Source organism: Brachybacterium sp. B718/18, from assembly GCF_055454375.1.
Map to the genome: position 1 here is coordinate 25,129 of NZ_JBVDDO010000014.1, position 15,204 is coordinate 40,332.

The 15,204-nt window shown below is 72.9% G+C and carries 13 protein-coding genes; 7 read left to right on the plus strand and 6 right to left on the minus strand.

The genetic code is table 11. The features are described 5' to 3' along the window. Positions 1-57: 57 nt before the first annotated feature. Positions 58-2,043, minus strand: coding sequence for a 3D-(3,5/4)-trihydroxycyclohexane-1,2-dione acylhydrolase (decyclizing) (gene iolD, locus ACZCAH_RS14850; RefSeq protein WP_464341822.1), 1,986 nt, complete (start codon positions 2,041-2,043; stop codon positions 58-60). A gap of 613 nt (positions 2,044-2,656) precedes the next feature. Here iolD and iolC point away from each other — a divergent pair. The 6 genes from iolC to ACZCAH_RS14880 all read left to right on the plus strand — a co-directional run bounded on the left by iolC (position 2,657) and on the right by ACZCAH_RS14880 (position 8,333). Further along, positions 2,657-3,712 (plus strand): 5-dehydro-2-deoxygluconokinase, encoded by a 1,056-nt coding sequence (gene iolC / locus ACZCAH_RS14855; protein ID WP_464341823.1) that lies wholly within the window; start codon positions 2,657-2,659, stop codon positions 3,710-3,712. Beyond that, on the plus strand, positions 3,709-4,659 hold the full coding sequence (locus tag ACZCAH_RS14860) for a Cgl0159 family (beta/alpha)8-fold protein (protein ID WP_464341824.1): 951 nt from the start codon (positions 3,709-3,711) through the stop codon (positions 4,657-4,659). The genes iolC and ACZCAH_RS14860 overlap by 4 nt, the downstream gene beginning before the upstream one ends. 35 nt (positions 4,660-4,694) lie before the next feature. Next, a complete protein-coding gene (gene iolB / locus ACZCAH_RS14865) occupies positions 4,695-5,576 on the plus strand; it encodes a 5-deoxy-glucuronate isomerase (protein WP_464341825.1) in 882 nt (293 codons plus the stop codon). Continuing rightward, the gene (locus ACZCAH_RS14870) at positions 5,573-6,652 is read left to right on the plus strand and encodes a Gfo/Idh/MocA family protein (RefSeq protein WP_464341826.1); all 1,080 of its coding nucleotides are present in this window, start codon (positions 5,573-5,575) and stop codon (positions 6,650-6,652) included. Before iolB ends, ACZCAH_RS14870 begins: the two co-directional genes overlap by 4 nt. Before the next feature lie 74 nt (positions 6,653-6,726). Then, positions 6,727-7,575: a GntR family transcriptional regulator gene (locus tag ACZCAH_RS14875; protein WP_464341827.1), complete on the plus strand. Its 849-nt coding sequence runs from the start codon at positions 6,727-6,729 to the stop codon at positions 7,573-7,575. Between the two features lie 293 nt (positions 7,576-7,868). Beyond that, positions 7,869-8,333, plus strand: a complete 465-nt coding sequence (locus ACZCAH_RS14880; protein WP_464341828.1) for a VOC family protein — start codon at positions 7,869-7,871, stop codon at positions 8,331-8,333. A gap of 72 nt (positions 8,334-8,405) precedes the next feature. Here the strand turns inward: ACZCAH_RS14880 and ACZCAH_RS14885 are convergent, their stop codons facing one another. Together ACZCAH_RS14885 and ACZCAH_RS14890 are read right to left on the minus strand one after the other, a co-directional pair. Beyond that, positions 8,406-9,392 carry a hypothetical protein gene (locus ACZCAH_RS14885; protein WP_464341829.1) on the minus strand — a complete coding sequence of 329 codons (987 nt, stop codon included), beginning with the start codon at positions 9,390-9,392 and terminating at the stop codon, positions 8,406-8,408. 284 nt (positions 9,393-9,676) lie between these two features. Further along, positions 9,677-11,248 carry a M81 family metallopeptidase gene (locus ACZCAH_RS14890; protein ID WP_464341830.1) on the minus strand — a complete coding sequence of 524 codons (1,572 nt, stop codon included), beginning with the start codon at positions 11,246-11,248 and terminating at the stop codon, positions 9,677-9,679. A gap of 164 nt (positions 11,249-11,412) precedes the next feature. Here ACZCAH_RS14890 and ACZCAH_RS14895 point away from each other — a divergent pair, with 164 nt between their 5' ends. Further along, positions 11,413-12,492: an alpha-L-fucosidase gene (locus tag ACZCAH_RS14895; protein ID WP_464341831.1), complete on the plus strand. Its 1,080-nt coding sequence runs from the start codon at positions 11,413-11,415 to the stop codon at positions 12,490-12,492. A 203-nt stretch (positions 12,493-12,695) separates the two neighbouring features. Here the strand turns inward: ACZCAH_RS14895 and ACZCAH_RS14900 are convergent, their stop codons facing one another. The 3 genes from ACZCAH_RS14900 to ACZCAH_RS14910 are packed head-to-tail and all read right to left on the minus strand — an operon-like array spanning position 12,696 to position 14,532. Beyond that, a complete protein-coding gene (locus tag ACZCAH_RS14900; RefSeq protein ID WP_464341832.1) occupies positions 12,696-13,214 on the minus strand; it encodes an SRPBCC family protein in 519 nt (172 codons plus the stop codon). Further along, a complete protein-coding gene (locus ACZCAH_RS14905; RefSeq protein WP_464341833.1) occupies positions 13,211-13,978 on the minus strand; it encodes a DUF899 domain-containing protein in 768 nt (255 codons plus the stop codon). Before ACZCAH_RS14905 ends, ACZCAH_RS14900 begins: the two co-directional genes overlap by 4 nt. Further along, positions 13,975-14,532 (minus strand): dihydrofolate reductase family protein, encoded by a 558-nt coding sequence (locus ACZCAH_RS14910; protein ID WP_464341834.1) that lies wholly within the window; start codon positions 14,530-14,532, stop codon positions 13,975-13,977. The genes ACZCAH_RS14905 and ACZCAH_RS14910 overlap by 4 nt, the downstream gene beginning before the upstream one ends. Positions 14,533-15,204: the final 672 nt, after the last annotated feature.

Sequence of the window (15,204 nt, forward strand, 5' to 3'; positions counted from 1 at the left end):
AGGCAGCGTGGGACGGCCGACGGGGCCGCGCGGGGCGGCTCCCGGGGCCGACGGGGGTCAGAGGTAGTGGCGCTGCGGGGCGATCTCGGCTTCGTACCGGGCGCGGGCTGCCTGCGTGGACTCGAGCCGGGAGACGGCGCTGACCGGCACGTCCCACCAGCCGATCCCGGGCGGGTTCGGGCCGTACAGGTTCGTGTTCACCACGATCGCGGTCGCCTCGGTCGACGCCGCCGCGCGACGGTACGCCTCGCGGAAGGACTCCGTATCGGAGACCTCCTGCACCTCGAGGCCGTAGGAGCGGATGTTGGCGGGAATGTCGAAGGGGAGGGTGTCCCCGTCGAGCAGGCCGCTCGCCTCGCTGCGCATCCGGTACCGGGTCCCGAAGCGCTGGCTGCCGTGGGACTCGGAGAGGGAGCCGATCGAGGACCAGCCGTGGTTCTGCAGGATCACCAGGATGACCTTGATCCGCTCGGCGACGATGGTGGCGATCTCCTGCGGCGCCATCTGGAAGGTGCCGTCGCCGATGATCGCGACGACCTCCGCGTCGGGCGCGGCCATCTTCGCGCCGAGCGAGGCCGGCAGCTCGTAGCCCATGCACGAGTAGCCGTACTCGAGGTGGTACTGCCGCGGGGAGCGGGCCTTCCACAGCGCCTGCAGGTCGCCGGGCATGGACCCGGCGGCGTTGATCAGGATGTCGTCGTCGGCCATCAGCTCGTTCAGGGCGCCGAAGATCTCGGTCTGGGCCGGGAGTTCCTGGTCGTGCGGGGCGAAGCAGGGGGCGATCAGCTCCTCCCACTGCGCACGCAGTTCGCGGGCGCGCTCTCCGTGCGCGGCCGGCGCCTGCCACCCCTGGAGCCCGGCTTGCAGCGCGGTCAGACCCTCGCGGGCGTCGGCCACCAGCATGGTCGCGGCGTGCTTCGCGGCGTCGAAGGCCTTGACGTTGAGGTTCACGAAGCGGACGTCGGGGTTGCGGAAGGCGGTGTGGGAGGCGGTGGTGAAGTCGGTGTAGCGGGTCCCGACGCCGATCACCACGTCGGCCTCGGCGGCGAGGGTGTTCGCCGCGTCGTTGCCGGTCGCGCCGACGCCGCCGAGGCACAGCGGGTGGTCGGCGCTGAGCGCGCCCTTCCCGGCCTGGGTGTCGAGCACGGGGATGCCGGTCGCGTCGGCGAAGGCCTCGAGGGCGGCGGAGGACTCGGAGTAGATCGCGCCGCCGCCGGCGATGACGACGGGGCGCTGCGCGCCGCGGATCACTGCGAGCGCACGGTCCAGCGCCGCGGGCTCCGGCACGGGGCGGCCGACGTGCCAGGTCCGCTCGCGGAACAGCTCGACGGGCCAGTCATGGGCCTCGGCCTGCACGTCCTGGGGGAGGCAGATCGTCACGGCGCCGGTCTCGGCGGGGTCGGTGAGCACCCGCATCGCGGCGAGCAGCGAGGGGATCAGCTGCTCTGGTCGCCAGATCCGGTCGAAGAAGCGGGAGACGGGGCGGAAGGCGTCGTTGACGGAGACGTCCAGGGCGCGCTCGTCCTCGAGCTGCTGCAGCACCGGGTCCACGGCGCGGTTGGCGAAGACGTCGCTGGGCAGGATCAGCACCGGGATCCGGTCGATCGTGGCGAGAGCCGCACCGGTGACCATGTTCGTCGAGCCCGGGCCGATCGAGGCGGTGCACGCCATGGCCTGCAGGCGGTTCCTCGTGCGCGCGTAGGCGACGGCCGTGTGCACCATGTTCTGCTCATTGCGCGCCTGGAAGTAGGGCATCCCCGCTTCCGCGGGGAGGCCGGCCTCCGCGGGGGCGGGATCGACGGCGTTCTGCAGCAGCGCCTGGCCGAGGCCCGCGACGTTGCCGTGGCCGAAGATCCCGAAGGTAGCCGGGATCAGGCGCTGGCGCACGCCGTCGCGCTCGCTGTGCTGGGCGGCGAGGAAGCGCACCAGAGCCTGGGCGACGGTGAGCCGGATCGTCCCGGCGGGGGCCGACGATGGGGCAGGGGCCGACGATGTCCCGTCGGGGGCCGACGATGCGGCGGGGGCCGAAGGGGTCTCGCTCATGCTGCCTCCGTGGTGCAGGCCCGCCGTACTGTGGGCGGGAGTCGGACCCGCCGTGCGCGCCGGCGGGCGAGTCAGTGCCACTGCCGGGAACCGTGCGGGGTCCACTCGACGGTGAGCTCGTCCGACAAGCATGGCCCGCCAGGCCGAGCATGTCAACACTTTGTCATGACAAGATGATCGCGCACTTGTCGCAGCATCGCCGCAGGTCAGAGGCGCTAACGCCGTTGCAGTCGGGCTGCGGGGGCCTTCCCGGTCCGGGGATCCTGTGTGAGCTTCCCGGCCGGTCGGCATTGCTCGATCACCACGACAGGACAATCTGGCCTCGGTCTCGTGGGCATCCTTCGCGGGGATTGTCGCGGCCCATGGCGGGATTCGTCGGAATCCCTCGCGAGACCGCAGGACCTGGTCGGGCGGACCGTGGTCGCCGCACTTCCGGCCCCTGCTCCTGTCTGAGGCGGGTCGGCGGAGGTGCACTCGACACCATCCAACACATCGCGCTCTTTGTATGGACATAGAAGTTCCCACGTGTGATCATGGGGCACCGGGAGGATCGTGGGGCAGAGCGGCCCACGAGATCCGCACCAGGTTCTGACGCAGGGAGGCATGGAGAGCCATGGCAACTGATCTCGACATCATCACGTTCGGCCGCAGCGGCGTGGACATCTACCCCTTGGAGATCGAGAAGGGGCTCGAGGACGTCACCAGCTTCGGGAAGTTTCTCGGCGGCAGCCCCACGAACGTCGCCGTCGCCGCGGCGCGGCTCGGGCACCGCCCCGCGGTGATCACGGGCGTGGGCGATGATCCCTTCGGCCGCTACGTCGTCCAGGAGATGGAGCGACTGGGCGTCTCGGGCCGCTACGCGGTGAAGAACACCGAGCTGAACACCCCGATCACCCTGTGCGAGATCTTCCCGCCGGACGACTTCCCGCTGTACTTCTACCGTCAGCCCAGCGCCCCGGACCTGCAGGTCGCGCCCGAGCACCTAGACCTTCCTGCGATCCGGGAGGTCCCGCTGTTCTGGTTCTCCGGCACGGGCCTGTCCGAGGAGCCCAGCCGCTCCGCGCACCACGCCGCGCTCGAGGCCCGCGGGACCGACGGCGGCCCGACGGGCGGTCACACCGTCTTCGACCTCGACTATCGGCCCATGTTCTGGTCCTCGGTCGAGGAGGCCCGCGAGCAGTACCGCGCGGCGCTGCGCTACGCGACGGTCGCCGTCGGCAATCGGGAGGAGTGCGAGGTCGCCGTCGGCGAGACTGAGCCCGAGCGTGCGGCCGACGCGCTGCTCGCAGCCGGCGTGCAGATCGCGATCGTCAAGCAGGGCCCGAAGGGGGTGCTCGGCAAGACGGCCGACGAGCGCGTGGTCGTCGCCCCCAACCTGATCCAGGTGATCAACGGCCTCGGCGCCGGCGACAGCTTCGGCGGCTCGCTCTGCCACGGCCTGCTCACCGGGCAGTCCCTCGAGGAGACGCTGACCCGCTGCAATGCGGCCGGCGCCATCGTCACCAGCCGCCTCGAGTGCTCCACCGCCATGCCCACCACCGAGGAGATCGACCTGCTCCTCGCGGGCGGCGACCCCAACCACGGACAGACCGTCGAGGAGATGCTCGGCGCCCTGCGCGACCGTGGCACGGCGCGCGAGGGCGGCACCGTCGGAGCGGAGATCCGATGACCACCAGCCCCGCCACCACCGGCTCCGCCACCACCGGAGGCGACGCCTTCGTCTCCACCTACGACGAGGTCACGCGCGTGCGCGTCGAGGACCCGGGCCGGTTCGCCCGCCTCGCGGCCGCCCGCTCCCGCCGCACCGTCGCCGACACCGACGGCACCATGATGATCATCGCGGCGGACCATCCCGCGCGCGGTGCCCTTGCCGTCGGTCCCCGCCCCGACGCCATGGCCTCCCGCACCGAGCTGCTGGACCGCCTGCGCGAGGCGCTCGCCGTCCCGGGCGTCGACGGGGTGCTCGGCACCGCCGACATCCTCGAGGACCTGCTGGTCATGGGGGCGCTCGAGGACAAGGTCGTGTTCGCCTCGATGAACCGCGGCGGCCTCCAGGGCAGCTCCTGGGAGGTCGAGGACCGCTTCACCGCCTACGACGCCACCGCGATCAAGCAGGCGGGCTTCGACGGCGGGAAGATGCTCACCCGCATCGACCTCGAGGACGACCGCACCTCCTTCATCCTCGAGGCCAGCGCGAACGCGGTCACCGACCTCGCGCGCCACGAGCTGATCGCCATGGTCGAGCCGTTCCTGTCCTCCCGCCCCGGCGGGCCGGGCACCAAGATCATCAACGACCTCTCCCCGGAGGCGGTCATCTCCTCGATCCACATCGCCCAGGGCCTCGGCGCGACCAGCGCCTACACCTGGCTGAAGCTGCCCGCGGTCGAGGACATGGAGCGGGTCATGGACGCGACCACCCTGCCCACCCTGATCCTCGGCGGCGACCCGGTGGACGACGATCCGGAGACACTGCGCGCCTCGTGGGGGCGGGCGCTGGCCCGCCCGAACGTGCGCGGGCTCGTCGTCGGCCGCACCCTGCTGTACCCGGCGGGGGACGACGTGACCGCCGCGGTGACCGCGTCGGTCGACATGGTCCGCGCCGCGAGCGCCGGCTGACCGCCCGGACGAAGCCCCAGAGCAGGAGAGCATCCATGAGCACCACCGAGCAGCTCCACCTCCCGGCCGGATCCACCGGCCGCGGCAGCTACGAGACGATCATCGATCCCGGCGCGCGGGAGGGCTGGGCCCACACCGGCCTGCGCGTCCTGGCGCTCGCCCCGGGCGGCAGCGAGGCCGTCACCGCGAACGGCGTCGAGGCGATGGTCGTGCCGCTGAACGGGGCGTGCCACGTCTCCGTCGGCGGGGAGACCCACCACCTGCGCGGCCGGCCCGACGTCTTCGCCGCCGCGACCGACGTGCTCTACGTGCCCGTCGGCTCCCAGCTGACGATCTCGTCGGAGGGCGGGGGCCGCTTCGCGCTCGCGACCGCCGTCGCGACCGGCGCGCACCCCGTCACCCTGATCCGCGCCGAGGACGTTCCCGTCGAGATCCGCGGCGGCGGGAACATGACCCGGAAGGTCCGCAACTTCGGCGCCGTCGGTGCGTTCGACGGCATGGACTCGCTCATCGCCTGCGAGGTCATCACCCCTGGTGGTAACTGGTCCAGCTACCCCGCGCACAAGCACGACGAGACCACCGAGACCGAGAGCGAGCTCGAGGAGATCTACTACTACGAGATCCAGGACGGTCCCGCCGGTCGCGGATTCGGCTATCACCAGACCACCGCGAGCGGCCCCGACAAGCCGATCGACGTGCTTGTCGAAGTGCGTAGCGGCGACACCGTGCTGGTCCCGCACGGCTGGCACGGCCCCTGCGCCGCCGCCCCCGGTCACGACATGTACTACCTCAACGTCATGGCCGGCCCCGAGGCGGAGCGGGCCTGGAACATCACCGACCATCCCGAGCAGACCTGGGTGCGCGGCACCTGGGCCGACGCCGGGATCGACCCCCGACTCGACGGAGAGACCCGATGACCACCAACCCCAGCACCGACACCGCCGCGCAGACCGGTCCGGCGGACCTCTCCGCTGCCCCGCAGGACGTGCGGGTCGGCGTGATCGGCGTCGGCCGCATGGGCGCCGACCACGTCGAGCGCATCTCGCGCCGCATCAAGGGTGCGCGCGTGAACGTGCTCAGCGACTACCTGCGCGAGACCGCGGAGACGGTGGCCCGGTCCGCACCCGGCTCCCGCGTGGTCGACACCTGGCAGGAGGTGATCGCCGCGGCGGATGTCGATGCCGTGCTCATCGCCAGCCCCGGACAGTTCCACCGCGAGCAGGTCCTGGCCTGCCTCGAGGCCGGCAAGCCGGTGCTCTGCGAGAAGCCGCTCGCGATGAACCCGTCCGACGCCTACGACGTGGTCCGCGCCGAGCACGAGGCCGGTCGGGCGCTCGTCTCCCTCGGCTTCATGCGCCGCTTCGACGCGGGCTACGGCCAGCTCAAGGACGCCCTCGAGGCGGGCGAGCTCGGCACCCCGCTGCTGCTGAACTGCAAGCACCGCAACGCCTCCGTGCTGCCCGGCTTCACCGACACCCACATGGTCTACGACTCGGCCGTGCACGAGATCGACGCGATCTCCTTCTTCCTCGACGAGCCGGTGGTCTCGGTGCAGACCGTCATGCCGCGCTCCACCGAGAAGGCGCCCGATGGTCTGCACGACCCGCTGCTGTTCCTCTTCCGCACGGCCTCCGGCACCGTCGTCACGGACGAGCTGTGGGTCAGCACCGATGCCGGCTACGAGGTGCGCACCGAGCTCGTCGGCTCGAAGGGTGCGGCGACCGTGGGCCAGGAGGCCGGGATGGTCACCACCCAGCAGGCCGGCTCCCGCTGGGGCGGCGCCGTGCCGCTCGACTTCCGGCCCCGCTTCCTCGCCGCCTACGACGCGGAGGTGCAGGCCTGGGTCGCCGCGGTGGCCGACGGGAGCAACATCGCGCCCCGCTCGGCGACCGCCTGGGACGGCTACGTCGCCGCCGCCGTGTGCGAGGCCGCCGAGCAGTCCCTCGCCGCCGACGGCGCGGTCGCGGTGACCTTGCGGGACCGGCCCGCCTGATCCGGCCGGACGGGGTGGTTCGCGAGGAGCCGCCCCGTATCCTGCGGCACAGCACGGAACTCGAGGAGGACGACGTGGACAGCGAGACCGCGAGCAGCGCAGCCGAGGGCGGCGCTCCCGAGGCGGACGCCGCCGAGCCCGGTACGCCCGAGGCAGTCGCCGCCGAGCCGGGCGCGTCGGAGAACAGCACGATCACCCTCGACCTCACGATCGAGCGCGACGCGAGCACCCCGCTGTACCTGCAGCTCGCCGGGGGCATCGAGGACGCGATCCGCTCCGGGATCCTGCCCCCGGGCAGCCGCCTCGAGAACGAGCTGGCCCTGTCCAAGCGGCTGAAACTGTCCCGACCCACCGTGCGCCAGGGCATCCAGGAGCTGGTGGACAAGGGCATGCTGGTGCGCAAACGCGGCGTGGGCACCCAGGTGGTGCAGGCCCCGGTGAACCGGCAGGTCGCGCTCACCTCGCTGTACGACGACCTGCGCACCGCCGGGAAGTCCCCGCGCACGGAGATCATCGAATACCGCATCGGTCGGCCGTCCCGGGAGGCGCTGGACCGTCTGCAGCTCTCCCCGGGAGAGCAGGTGCTGGACCTGATCCGGGTCCGCTACGCCGACGGGGAGCCGCTCGCCGTCATGCGCAACTCGATCCCCGAGCGGATCGCCCCCTCCCGCGAGGCTCTCGCCGCCTCCGGTCTGTACGCCTGCCTCCGCGAGCGCGGGATCACGACCGTGCTCGCCCATGAGCGGATCGGCGCGACGGTCGCCGACGAGGAGCACGCCGAGCTGCTCGAGGAGCAGGTCGGCGCCGCTCTGCTGACGATGGAGCGCAAGTCGTTCGCGAACGACGGCAGCGTGATCGAGTTCGGCTTCCACGTGTACCGGGCGTCGCGGTACAGCTTCGAAGTCACCCTCGTCGACTCGTGACCGGTGGGTGGGGCGGGCCCGCGAGGTCCGGCTGGCGCGGGCGCGGCCCGGACGGCCCGGCCGGCGCGGGCGACATCGGCCCCGGCCTCGGCATCGCGCGTCGAGACGGTGATCGCTGTCGGTATCCGTTCCGATACCGACACTGATGACAGCGTCGACCTCGGTGTCGGACGACCCCGGGGGCGCGCACCGATCTCCAGGCCAGGACGAGGACCCCTCCCGAGCGTCCGACGTCGGACCTACGCTGAGCGCGAGTCCCCGCACCGGCGCGGACCGTCCCGAGAGGAACCGCCATGAGCGAGAACGCCGCGACCCCGTCCGAGACCACCGACTCCGCCGCCGACGCCCCGGACCAGAACTGGGCCACCGGCCGACCCGTCCACTTCGAGATCCAGGCCGCGGACCCGCAGCGGGCGATCGAGTTCTACACCAGCGTCTTCGGCTGGAGCACCGAGGACTGGTCCGAGTTCTCGGGCATGCCCTACTTCGGCGTCACCACCGGCACCGGCCCCGGCATCGACGGGGCCATCCTGGGCCGCCCCGGCGGCGATAACGCTGAGGTGGGCGGGCCCGTCATGGGCGCCGTGATCACCATGGGCGTCGCCGACTACGACGCGGCCGCCGAGAAGATCACCGCCGCTGGCGGCACCGTCGCGCTGCCGAAGTACGCGCTGCCGGGCATGGCGTGGCAGGGCTACTTCCACGACACCGAGAACAACGTCTTCGGCATCCACCAGCCGGATCCCGAGGCGAAGTGAACCCCGGGCCCGGGGCGCGCGGTCCTGCCGCGCGGCCCGAGCCCCGGGCTCCGGGCCCCAAACTCCTGTGCCTCAGCGGCCGAAGAGGTCCCCGAGGCCGAAGTCCGAGATCTGATCGCCCAGCCCGGAGAGCTGGTCGCCGAAGTCGGTGACGCCGCCGCCGAGGCCGTCGGCGATGCCGTCGACCCCCTCGAAGCCCTCCACTCCCTCGAAGCCCTCGGTGAACCCGGCGAGCTGATCCCCGAGGTCGGGGGCGAGGGCGTCGACGTCGATCCCGTCGCCGATCGCGGCCTCGAGTAGCGAGCCGCCGACGGAGCTGAGCACCGCACCGCCCGCGACGGCCGCGAGCAGTCCGCCCGCGCCGAGGGCGACCGCGCCCACGCCGCCGGCTCCCAGGGCCGCGGCACCCAGGCCGCGCCCCCGCCCGCCGGCTGAGCGACTGCCGCCGGACCGGCCGAGCAGCCCGGTGAGCCGACGCGGGTCGAAGGCCGCGAGCCGCGTCGCGGAGCGCGCCAGATCCTGCGGTGCCTCGCTGCGGGGCCGCTCGCCCTCGGGCAGCTCCTCGCGCATCGTCGCTTCGAGCTGGGCGCGCTGGGCCGGGGTGAGCCGCTCGAACGCCTCGCGGTGGACCCGCTCGAGCTGGTCCGGCTCGGCGGTGCGGACGAGATAGTCGTAGCGGGCGATCGCCCGACGGTCCTCCGTGGAGAGGTCCGCCGTGTCGCGGGCGGGACCCGCGTCGTGGCCGGGGCGCTCGTCAGAGAGCGAGGGCATCGAGGTCGTCGGGATGCCGACGCCCGAGGTGCGCGAGGTATCCGAGGTCTGCGGGGCGCGGTGCGGGGTGTCGTCCCAGGCCGACGGGGTGCGGTGCGGGTCGCGGGACGAGGAACTGTCGCGGGAGGTGGTGCCGTCGCGAGACGAGGTGCTGTCGCCGGTGAGGGAGTCGGCGGCGCTGCGGACGAGGTCGCGCCAGTCGCCCCCGCGGCCGCCGCGGGACGAGGAGGAGCTGGAGGAGTCGAGGGCCTTCTGGGCGGTGCCGATCAGGCGGCGGAACGTGCTCATGCGGGTCCTTCCATCGGGGAGGGGAGGTGTCGAGCATGCGGGCCGCGCCTCGACGCGTGCCGAGGTCGCGCTGTGCTCCCGCTGTGAGTCGGCGCCCGCCGCCCCGCCGACTGCTGAAAAACTGCGCCGGGCGTGACCTCACCGGCTCACAGGGCTTCAGGTCACGCCTGGCGCGGAGTTTCAGCAGCGCCGCGTCGGGACGGGGCGGGCCCGGGCGGGCCGGGCAGTGATCTCCCAGGGGGAGACGGGGTTCGGGGTGGGGTGGATGGACGCGCCCCGGCCCCTCAGACCCCGCCGCCGCGCCTAACGTCGGCCGGTGTCGGCGCCGGGATCTCCGCGTCGAAGGGGATCATCGGCCGGGCGATCCTCTGGTGGCCGAGCCGCAGCAGGTCCTGGTCCACGCCGCCCGGGGTGAGGGCCAGCAGCCAGTCCGCGGCCGACTCGTACTGGTCCGGCTCGAGGTAGCCCATTTTCACGGTGACCACGTCGAAGCCCGTCATCGACAGCCCCAGCCGCGCGAACATGTCGTGCGTCGCCCACTGCGATCGCCGCCCGGTGACGACCACGGTCAGCCCAGTCCGCGCCGCGTCCTCCAGAGCGTCGGGCACGCAAACTCCCGTCTCACCCTCGAGCACCCGCAGCGCGGCGGCGCGGCCCGTCGGCCCCGACTCGTCCAGCGCCGCGACCTCGACCCGCAGCGGCACCGGCCCCGGCTCCCGCGCGTCGATCCGGCCTCCCACCAGAACCTCCACCCGCCCGCCGACGCCCGCCTCCCAGGCGGCGTCGGCCGTCGTCGGATCCACGAGCGAGACCATCAGCGCGCTCACCTCGCCGGCACGGATCTCGGGCCGCGCGGCGAGACGGGCGAGGCAGAAGGTGGTGTCGTCGGCGCCGCCGGCGCCGGGATTGTCGCCCGAGTCGGAGATCCAGAACGGGCGGTCGGGCGAGGCGATCGCCCGGTCCAGGCACTCCTCGAAGCTGCCGGTGGGGGCGACGAACTCGAAGTCGTGTCGCACCTCCCACAGCGCTGTCGCGAGCTCGAGCGCGGCCTGCCCGACCGCCTCGGCCGAGTCGCCGTGCGCGACGATCGCGGCCTGGCAACGCGGCTGGTCCGCCCAGGCGAAGCCGATCCAGCAGGACACGTCGGTGACGCCGTCGCGCGAGGTCAGCGTGGGGATCCGGGCGTAGAGCGAGCGCGCCGGCTCGATGCGGGTGGAGGTCTTCTCGCCGGGCAGCAGGATCGGCACATGCACCAGCGCCTTGTGCGGCCGCGCCCCGCCGTCGCGCACGCGGGCGGCGGCCGACGCGAGGTCCCGCAGCCCGCGCTCGCGGGTCTCCCAGGCGTCGATGTGCGGGGCGTGCCGGTAGCAGGTCAGCAGGTCACAGGACTCGAAAAGGGTCTCGGAGACGTTGCCGTGGAGGTCCATCGCGGTGCCGACCACGACGTCCGGGCCGATCGCCGTGCGGATCGCGGTGATCAGATCCCCCTCGGCATCCTCGAGGCCGACGACGCTCATCGCCCCGTGGATGTCGAAGAAGAACCCGTCCAGCGGCGCCTCGGCGTGCGCGGCGGCGAGACCGTCGACGATCTCCTGCTTCCAGCCGGCGTAGGTCGCGGCGTCGAGCTGCCCGCCGGGCAGGGCGCGGGCGTGGAGGACGCCGACGTACTCCGCCTCCGGCACGTCGAAGGGGTAGCGGGCGAGGATCTCGTCGGTGCCGCGGCGCACCTCGAAATCCGCCGCGCCCGAACGGTAGGGCGTGAAGGTCGAGGACTCGATGGCGATCCCGGCGATGCCGAGGCGCGGAGGGCGGGCATCGCGCGGAGGCTGCGTGGTGGACGACGGTGTCGCAGGCACTGGGGACCCCCGGGACTTAAGCGGTTGATGACGCGGACTCATCCTCGCATCCGAGCTCGGTGCCCGCCACCTCGCGGGCCTCGCCTCACCCCGCCCGTCGGCCGCCCGACCAGCCCGACCGCGAGACCCCCGCTTCGAGGAGGACGCCCCGATGATCAGCTTCGATGACCGCCACGGCCCCGCGGACGCCACCCCCGCCTCCGCCTACCCGGAGCTGCGCGTGCCCGAGCGGCGAGTGGTACGCGAACACCGTCCGCACCCCCGGCAGCAGCGCCACCACACCTTTCACCACCGCGCGTCGCGGACCGGGCCGCGACCTGATCGCCGAACTCGCGAGCGCGACCCGCTGGGCCGGCCTGCGCCTCGGCCTCTACTACTCGGGCGCGCTCGACAGGCACGTGAGCGACTTCCCGCTGACCTGGAACGACGACCTCTTCGCGCTGCGCCGCAACGACCCCGCCTTCGCGGCGTATGCCGCCGCGCAGCTGCGCGAGCTCATCGACCGCTTCGCGCCGGATCTGCTGTGGAACGACATCGACTGGTCCGACGCCGGCAAGCACCCCGGCCCCGACTCGCTCGTCCAGCTGTTCACCGAGCACCTCGCCGCCGTGCCGGACGGCCTGGCCAACGACCGCTGGGGCGCGCCCGTCCACGGCGTGCTCACCCGCGAGTACCAGGAGATCGACGCCGTCCAGGACGAGGTGTTCGAGGCGACCCGCGGGCTCGGCCTCTCCTTCGGCTGCAACGCCGACGAGTCCGCCGAGCACGCCCTCGACGGCCCGGCGCTGATTCGCCTCCTCGTCGACGTGGTCTCCAAGAACGGGAACCTGCTGATCAACGTGGGTCCGCGCGCCGACTCGTCGGTCCCGCCGTTGCAGTCCGCGGCGCTCGAGCAGCTGGGGGCGTGGCTCGGCGACCATGGCGCGGCGATCTTCGGCACCCGCCCCTGGTTCCACGAGGCGGTGCGGGTTCCGCCCGCGGGGGTGCGCTTCACGCGCGGGCCCGGGGCCGACGGGGGCGAGCTGCTGCACGTGTTCCTGCTGGACCCCGCCGCGGGGAGGTGGCGCTGGACCCGCAGGTCAGCGCCGCCGTGCGGGAGATCGCGGAGGTGCCTGGCGGGTCGGGCGAGCGGGTCGTGCTCGGGGCGGGGGTCGGGCCTGGGGCGGCCGACGGGGCCGACGTTCAGGGAGCCGCAGTGGTCGAGCCGGGGGGCGGGGCCGGTCGGTGTGCTGTCGTTCCTCTGATCCGGGGAGTCCGTCTGCGGGGCGGCCGTCCGGCACTCCGTCGGCCCAGCGGCGGGGCTGCTGTCCATCAAAGGGACGTGAGCGGCACGTGCCCTGCTATATGCAGGTCTCGTGCCGCTGACGTCCCTCTCGTGGACAGCCCCCGACGCGGGATGGGGACCGCGGCGTGACCGGGGCGGCAGCCGGTTCCCCGGTCCCGCCCCTCACCCCCCGACGACCGCCCGCTCCACCGCCTCGAGGGACTGCTCGAGGAAGCTCGGCGGGAAGGGTGGCAGGCCGAAGGACTCGACCATCGCCGCCGGGACCGCGCTCCAGTCGTAGGTCAGGGTGACGTGGGTGCCGTCGCCGTCGGGCGCGAGGTCGTAGCGCCAGGTCCAGCCGCCGGTACCCAGCTCGCCGTCCGGGCCGTACTGGCCCGGCTCCCAGGCGACGGTGCGGTCCTGCTCGAGGGCGATGACGCGGTTGTGCATGTCGTAGCGCCCCTGGGCGTTGACGTGGAACATCTCGATGCCGAACACCTGCCCCACCTCGGTCAGCGGCGCCGGGTCCTCCTCGAGGGAGCCGCGCACCCAGTCCGTCGGCTCGGTCTCGTGATGCCGGGCGGGGTTCGTGAGCAGCGCGAACACCTCCTGCGGGGTGGCGGGGATCGTGCGGGAGACGACGTAGCGTCCCTCGTCCGCTGCGGTGCGCTCTCCGTCGGCGCCCGGGGTCTCGGTGCTCATGCCTGCTCCTTGGTGTCGTGGATGGTCGGGTCCTGGCCTGCGCAGCAGCCCGCGCCCTCCGCCGAGGAGTCGTGCGCGGCACCACCCGGCCCGTACAGCGCTGCGACGTCGGGGGAGTCGAGCCACTTCTCGTAGGCGGCCGACTGCGGCCAGCCCTCGGGGGAGTCCTGCCACGCCTCCTGGCGGCCGTAAGGCAGTACGTCCACGAGGGAGAAGGTGTGCCCGAGCTGCTCGGTGCCGCGGCCGTCGGTGTGCCAGGTGCGGAACACCCGCTCGCCGTCGCGGAGGAAGACGTTCACCGCGAAGCCCTCAACGGGACCGGCGCCCATGTCGGCCCCGAATTCGCTGCCGGCGGTCGAGTACCAGTCCATGCGGTTGCCGACCTTCTCGCGGTAGGCGAGGGCCTCGTCGATCGGCCCCTGGGTGACGATCACGAAGCGCGCGTCGTAGGGGCGCAGGAAGTCGGTGCGGGTGAACTGCGAGGTGTAGCCGGTGCAGCCGCCGCACTGCCACTCGGCGCCCGGCGACCACATGTGGTGGTAGGTGATCAGCTGCGCGGCACCGTCGAACAGGTCGACCAGGCGTACGGGCCCGTCGGCGCTCTCGAGCGTGTACCCGGGAAGCTCGACCATGGGGAGGCGTCGGCGCTGCGCGGCGATCGCGTCGAGCTCGCGGGTGGCGGCCTTCTCCCGCGCGCGGAGGGCGGCGAGCTCCTGCTGCCAGGTCGCGAGATCGGTGACGGGTGGGAGGGCGGGTGCGGTCATGATCGGTCCTTCCGGGGTGACCAGCGGGTGTAGACGACGCCCGAGCCGAAGGCACGGTGCTCGAGCAGGGTGAGCGGAGCGCGGTGGCCGTCCGGCACGTGCCGTCGGCCGCGGCCCTGCACGTACGGGAACGTCCACAGCCGGAACTCGTCCACGAGCCCGGCCGCGATCAGGGTGTGGCACAGGGTGATGCTGCCGGTCAGCGAGATCTCCCCGCCGTCGCCGCGTTTCAGGTCCGCCACGGCGCCGACGGGATCCGCGGGGATGATCGTGGTGTTCTGCCACTGCGGATCGGTGAGAGTGGCGGAGACGACGATCTTCTCGATCGTGTTCAGCTCCTCGGTGATGCCGGTCGTGTCCTCGGTCTGCAGCGGCCAGTAGCCGCGGAAATCCTCGAAGGTCTGCCGGCCCAGCAGGATCGCGTCGCACGCCGCCGAGTCGCGGCGGGTGATCTCCCGCTGGTCGGGGTCGTCGTCGGCGGGGTCGAACCAGTCGTACAGCATCTCGATCGAGCCGTCGACGGTGATGTTCTGGCTCAGGATCAGGGGACGCATGATCTCCTCCGGTGGAGCGGTGTCGTGCCCGTGCCTCGTGCCCTGCACCGTAGGACCGCGGCCGGGGAGGGTCAAGGGCGGCGACCGGGACATGGGGAGTTCTCCCCAGGTAGTCCACCCCATCGCGCTTCTGAGCAGGTGTTCGTAGATTCCAGGTACTGGGTGCGGGCCCCACGGGGAACGCGAGGACAGGGCACGGGATCGACCCGCTGCGGGAGTCGACCGGGACGGTGGGGGCCGTCCGGGTCGGCGCGGATCGCGGCGACGGGATCCCGTGCCGGTCCTCAGCCGGAGACGGCGGACGGGGGAGTCCGCACCCGGTGCGAGGCGAGAGGACGGGTCGGGCGCGGGGGCGCGCGGCCCGTCCTCCGTCGTTCCGGCCCTCGGGGAGACGGCGCCGGCACCTCGGTGCCGCCGGCGCCTCCACGCGGCCGATGCCGTCCCGCGCGGGCCCGGCACGCGGACCCGACGTGGACGCGCGGTGGCGGTCTCGTGTGATTCCGGTGACCAGGGCTCGAGACCCCTTCTCGGGGCCCTGCCTGCGGCAATACGGTGGTGCCGAGCACCGCCGGAGAGGGCTGGATCGGCCCCCGGCGGCCCCCGTCACCTCCCGTCCCGCTCCCATCGCACCCGGAGGAGGAACCCCGCATGGACCCGCGCCCCGACGCCCCC

Coding starts and splice junctions, on each gene's coding strand:
- iolD (WP_464341822.1), bottom strand. CDS start 2,043: ATGAGCGAGACCCCTTCGGCCCCCGCCGCATCGTCGGCCCCCGACGGG.
- iolC (WP_464341823.1), top strand. CDS start 2,657: ATGGCAACTGATCTCGACATCATCACGTTCGGCCGCAGCGGCGTGGAC.
- ACZCAH_RS14860 (WP_464341824.1), top strand. CDS start 3,709: ATGACCACCAGCCCCGCCACCACCGGCTCCGCCACCACCGGAGGCGAC.
- iolB (WP_464341825.1), top strand. CDS start 4,695: ATGAGCACCACCGAGCAGCTCCACCTCCCGGCCGGATCCACCGGCCGC.
- ACZCAH_RS14870 (WP_464341826.1), top strand. CDS start 5,573: ATGACCACCAACCCCAGCACCGACACCGCCGCGCAGACCGGTCCGGCG.
- ACZCAH_RS14880 (WP_464341828.1), top strand. CDS start 7,869: ATGAGCGAGAACGCCGCGACCCCGTCCGAGACCACCGACTCCGCCGCC.
- ACZCAH_RS14885 (WP_464341829.1), bottom strand. CDS start 9,392: ATGAGCACGTTCCGCCGCCTGATCGGCACCGCCCAGAAGGCCCTCGAC.
- ACZCAH_RS14895 (WP_464341831.1), top strand. CDS start 11,413: ATGACCGCCACGGCCCCGCGGACGCCACCCCCGCCTCCGCCTACCCGG.
- ACZCAH_RS14900 (WP_464341832.1), bottom strand. CDS start 13,214: ATGAGCACCGAGACCCCGGGCGCCGACGGAGAGCGCACCGCAGCGGAC.
- ACZCAH_RS14905 (WP_464341833.1), bottom strand. CDS start 13,978: ATGACCGCACCCGCCCTCCCACCCGTCACCGATCTCGCGACCTGGCAG.
- ACZCAH_RS14910 (WP_464341834.1), bottom strand. CDS start 14,532: ATGCGTCCCCTGATCCTGAGCCAGAACATCACCGTCGACGGCTCGATC.